Origin of the sequence: Trebonia sp. (genome assembly GCF_030042015.1) — a bacterium.
GTDB lineage: Bacteria > Actinomycetota > Actinomycetes > Streptosporangiales > Streptosporangiaceae > Trebonia.
Genome location: NZ_JASIAL010000067.1, coordinates 1 through 4,657, shown reverse-complemented (window position 1 = coordinate 4,657; position 4,657 = coordinate 1). Strand labels below are relative to the sequence as shown.

At 72.2% G+C, this 4,657-nt stretch carries 4 protein-coding genes; all 4 read right to left on the bottom strand.

Going from position 1 to position 4,657, the window contains the following annotated elements:
• The coding region (locus Q1N79_RS03325) for a hypothetical protein (RefSeq protein WP_300604165.1) at positions 1 to 315 on the bottom strand (315 nt) is incomplete at its 3' end.
• A gap of 438 nt (positions 316 to 753) precedes the next feature.
• Positions 754 to 1,773 (bottom strand): SDR family oxidoreductase, encoded by a 1,020-nt coding sequence (locus tag Q1N79_RS03320; protein WP_300604162.1) that lies wholly within the window; start codon positions 1,771 to 1,773, stop codon positions 754 to 756.
• Positions 1,770 to 1,961 carry a hypothetical protein gene (locus Q1N79_RS03315; RefSeq protein ID WP_300604160.1) on the bottom strand — a complete coding sequence of 64 codons (192 nt, stop codon included), beginning with the start codon at positions 1,959 to 1,961 and terminating at the stop codon, positions 1,770 to 1,772. The genes Q1N79_RS03320 and Q1N79_RS03315 overlap by 4 nt, the downstream gene beginning before the upstream one ends.
• A gap of 191 nt (positions 1,962 to 2,152) precedes the next feature.
• Entirely contained in the window at positions 2,153 to 4,603 is a 2,451-nt protein-coding gene (locus tag Q1N79_RS03310; protein WP_300604157.1) for a LuxR C-terminal-related transcriptional regulator, read from the bottom strand.
• Positions 4,604 to 4,657: the final 54 nt, after the last annotated feature.

Genomic DNA, 4,657 nt, shown 5'->3' with positions numbered 1-4,657 from the left:
TGCGGAGCGGGCGATGGTGACGTACCAGAAGCCACCGCCGAGATTCAGCGCTCCGATAACCAGGAAGAACGCTGCCCATCCGTAGACGCCGTACGCGAGGCAGATGAGGCCAGCGGCGACCGCGACGCTGCCGCCGGCCATATGCCCGACTCCGAAGAAGCGGGGGTGGCGGTAGACCCATGGCGGGACCAGACGGTAGATGCCGGGTTGCGCCGAAGCTAGCCACCGCCCGCGCAGGCCTTTGCGGAGGTCGGGGAAGGGCGTGTAGTCGAGTACAAGGCGCCAGCCGCGCATGTGCTGGTTCGGTGCGTTCATAGGAATGCCTCCTGTGGCTGTGGTGCCCGGCTCTGTCATCGGGGTCTGAGTTCCATCGCGGGTCGGTGGTGCGGTCATGGCCTTGTCCTATCTGCAAGGGACCGGCCGGTTCTCCGGCGCTCAGCGATAGGTTCGCCCGCCCGCCGGGGTCCGCGGCAGGGGTCGTTTCGCCCCTCTTGCCCCGCGGTCATGGCCGGGTGGAATCACCCACACCGCCGGGTGGCGATCCAGCTGCCTGGCCGGACAGGCCGCGCGAGGTCGATCGCCCGCGCGGTACAGGGTGCGAGCGGGTTACGACCCTGCCGCCGTTGCGGTGACTACCAGGATCAGGTGCCCGCGTTCTCGAAGCGCGCCGAGCTCGTTGGGCTGCATCCGGCGGCGTGGGCGTCGGGAGCGCGGCGGGTCTGCCACCCATCATGGATGTTCGGACCGCAGTGGTTACGGCTCCGCTGTGCCTGACGCCTTCGCTTGTGCCTGTGCTATCAGAGGCCCGTACATCTCTGCGTAGTTGTCGTAGTTGAACGGGGCCTCGGGGTTCGCGCGGACTTGCTCGTCGAGCATCTTGGCTTCCTCGCCGACGAGGATCCGCCAGGCTCCGGATCGCACTCCGTCCAGGATGCCGGCCGCGGCCTGCGCCGGGGTGAACCCCTGGTCCCGGATTTTTTCTTTCATTCGCGGGATCAGCTGCCGCAGGTCGTCGGCGGAGAAGTCTTCGGCCAGCAGGCCCATCTCGATGAGAGTGGACCGCGTACGATCGGGGATCAGCTCCAGCAGCCCGGCGTCGCTCAGCTGGTCCCACGCTGGCCGGCCGAGGGCGCGTTGGGAGTTCTCGTAGATCTCGGTGTTGACGACACCCGGCATGGCCACGACGACCCGGACCTGCGGCGCGTTGGAGCGCAGGTCTTCGATGAGCGCTTCGGAGAAGCCCTTGATGGCGAACTCCGACGCGGCGTAAGCCGTGATCGGCGCGCCGGCCCCTGCCGTCGGCCAGAATCCGGCGACGCTGCAGGTGTTGACCAGGACCCCGTCGCCGCTCGCGATCAGCAGCGGCAAGAACGTGCGGGCGCAGAAATACACGCCCCACCAGTTGATGGCGAAGGTGCGCTCCCACTCCTGGCGGGAGTCCCCGACGAAGCTGCCGCCGCCGTAGATGCCCGCATTGGCGAAGACCAAGTCGACGTGATCGCTGGCGTGCTCGGCGAGCAGTTCGTCGCGGAACCGCTGGACCTGTGCCTCGTCGGAGACGTCGCACGTGTGGCCGGTGACTCGCAGGCCGGGCGGGGCGGCCGCCCACGCCGTGGCCGCGGTCACCGCGATCGTGTCCGGGTTCAGGTCGCACGCGGCGACCGAGCAGCCCTGCGCCGCCAGCTGGCGCACCAGCTCGCGGCCTATGCCCGAGCCGCCGCCGGTCACCACCGCGAGCTTGCCGGCGAACGAGTCCACAGCCGGGATCGTCACCTGCGGTGCCAATGCTTGTCAACGCCCCACGGCGCCTGGAGCTCCACGACCAGCCGGGACGCGTGGTTCATCTCCTGAATGGCCAGGTGGATCCGGTGCCACCCCTCCCTGAGCCATCCGCGGCCGGCCGGGGCGGCCGGCTGTGCCGTCCTGGCCGGAGTTCCCTCGCGGGTAAGTTGCGCGGTCATTGCCTTGTCCTATCTGCTCGGTACCGGCCGGCTTGCCGGCCCTCAGCGACAGGTTCGGCCGCCCTGCCAGGTCCGCGGCAGGGGTCGTTTCGCCCCACATGCCGCGCAGCCATGGCCGGGGTGCAATCACCCACACTGCCGGGTGGCGAGCGGCTGCACGGCTAGGCGGGCTGCGCCAGTCCCGGACCGCGTCAGACCAGGCCGGCGCTGAGGGCCAGGCGGGTGAGGTCGGCGCGGCGCCGGCATCCCGTCTTATCGCGGATGCGGTCCAGGTGCGAGCTGACCGTGCGCACGCTGATGTACAGCTGGCCGGCGATCTGCGCATCGGTGTGCCCCCGGGCGACCAGGGTGACCAGCTCCCGTTCCCGTGGGCTGAGCGCTTCCAGGCCTGGTGCCGCGGCCGGCGGCTCCGGGCCCGCAGCGGTTACCATCAGAACGTACTCGGCCGCGGTGGCCAGGCTCATCGCCGTGCCGCGCTCCTCCGCCGACCGCGTCGCAGCCGGTCCGAGCGCCCGCCGGGCTTCGCGTAGGGCTTGCTGCCGCTCGAGCCAGCCCTCGGGCAGATCCGGCCGCGACGGGACCGAGAACCCCCCGCGCCCCAGCGCGACCACCGCGGCCCACACCGTGACAGCCTCGGCGGAGCGCCCGGTCCAGGCGCACAGGTACCCGCAGCAGTCCAGGTCCTCGAGCACCTTCCTGCGCACGCCGGTCCGCAGGGCAGTCTGGAGGGCTTCCCGCAAGTGCAGGGCGGCGTCCGTGTAACGGCCCGATGCCAGGTCGAGAACGACCATCTTCTCCAGCAGGTTCCCCAGACTCCACAGGTCGCCCGCGTCCCGGGCGTCGGCCAGCCCGCCGGCGCACGTCCGCTCAGCAGCGGCCACGTCGCCGACCTGTATCAGCACGGTCGTCAGGGTGTGGCCGCACGCCCGCGCCACCGGGCCGTGCAGGCCAGCCGAGATGCGCTCCGCCTGCCTGGCCAGTTGCACGGCGCCCACGCGGTCGCCGCCGACACAGGCGACCAGGCTGAGGACCGCCAGGGCCAGCGCCTCGGTAACCGGGTCATCACCGTCGCGGGCCAGGGCCAGGGACCGGCGGGCATCGTCGGCCGCCTCGGCGATCCGTCCCACGCCGAGCAACGTCGCCGATCGGTCGCTCAGGCACCTGATCAGCGTAAAAGACGCTCCGCGGTCGCCGATGGCGTCCCGAACGGCGGTGAAGTGGCGCAGCGCCCCGGCCGGATCGGCCGAATCCAGCGACGCCTGGCCGAGCCAGCTGTGCCCGGCGCACCATGCGTCGCTGCCCGCGTCGGCGCGGTCGACGGCCGCGCTCAGCAGCGGCACCTGACCGGCGAGCCGACCCCGGACCTGCCACCACCACGCCAGCGCGGCCGCCAGCCGCGGCGCCACGGCAGCACCATCACCCAAGGCCGCGTCGTGCTCCAAAGCCCAGTCGAGCACCCGGCGCATGGTCGCGTCCTCCGCATCCAGCCGTCGGGCAGCGGCCACCTCACCGGTGCCGGCCGTCAGCCCCGCCATGGCCTCCTCGGCCATCTGCAGGGCGTACCCGGCCAGCGCGGACGCCGCGCCGTCACCCTCGCCGGCCTCGGCCAGTAGCCCTGCCCCGTAGGCCCGCAGCGTCTCCAGCATCACATAACGGGACCGGCCATCCGGGCCTGCCCGCGGCGGGATCAGCAGCGAGCAGTCCACCAGGCGCAGCACAGCCGGCCCGGCGCCTGCCCCCGCGACCGCCTCGGCCCCCTCGAGCGTGAACGGTCCGGGGAACACCGACACCGCGCGGAACACCTGCCGTTCCCGTTCATCCAGCAGCCGGTAACTCCACTCCACGGTGGCCGCCAGCGACCGTTGCCGGGCCGCCGCGAGCCGGTCTCCCGCCGCCAGCAGGGTGAACCGGTCATCGATCCGGTCAAGCAGCTGGGCCACGCCCAGCGCCTCGACCCGCGCGGCCGCCAGTTCGATTGCCAGCGGCATCCCGTCCAGCCGCGCCACCAGCCGCGCCACCACCGGCCGGGTCTCGTCATCCAGCGCGAAGCTCGCGTCGGCCCGGCGGGCCCGCTCCGCGAATAGCGTCACCGCCTCCGACCCGTCAGGATCTGCGGGATTACCCGGGTCGGGCAGCTGCAGCGGCCCGAGCCGGTACCGCGCCTCGCCAGCTATCCGCAGCGGTTCCCGGCTCGTGGCCAGCACCCGCACATCATCGGCGCCGAGCAACAGCCTGCCGCACAGCTCCGCCGCCGCGCCGATCACCTGCTCGCAGTTATCCAGCACCAGCAGCAACTGCCGCCGGGCCAGCGCGTGCGCCAGCGCATCGGCCGCCGCCGCCGCGGGCAGCTCCCGGATCCCCAGCGCGGCCGCCACCGCGGCCGCCACCTGCGCCGGGTCCCGCACCGCCGCCAGCTCCGCCAACCACACCCCGTCAGCGAACTCGCCGGCCACCTGACTGGCTACCTCGCCGGCCAGCCGCGTCTTCCCGACACCCCCGGGCCCGGTCACCGTCACCAGCCGGCACTCACCCAGCAGGCCCGCGATCTCCTGCACTACCCCGGCCCGGCCAACGAAACTGGTCAGCGCGGCCGGAAAGCCATGTACGCCGCCCGCCGCATCGGTCACCGTAGACCCCTCCACAGCGGTCACCATAACCGCGCCCCGCCGCTGCGGCATAGCCGTAGCCGGGTACAC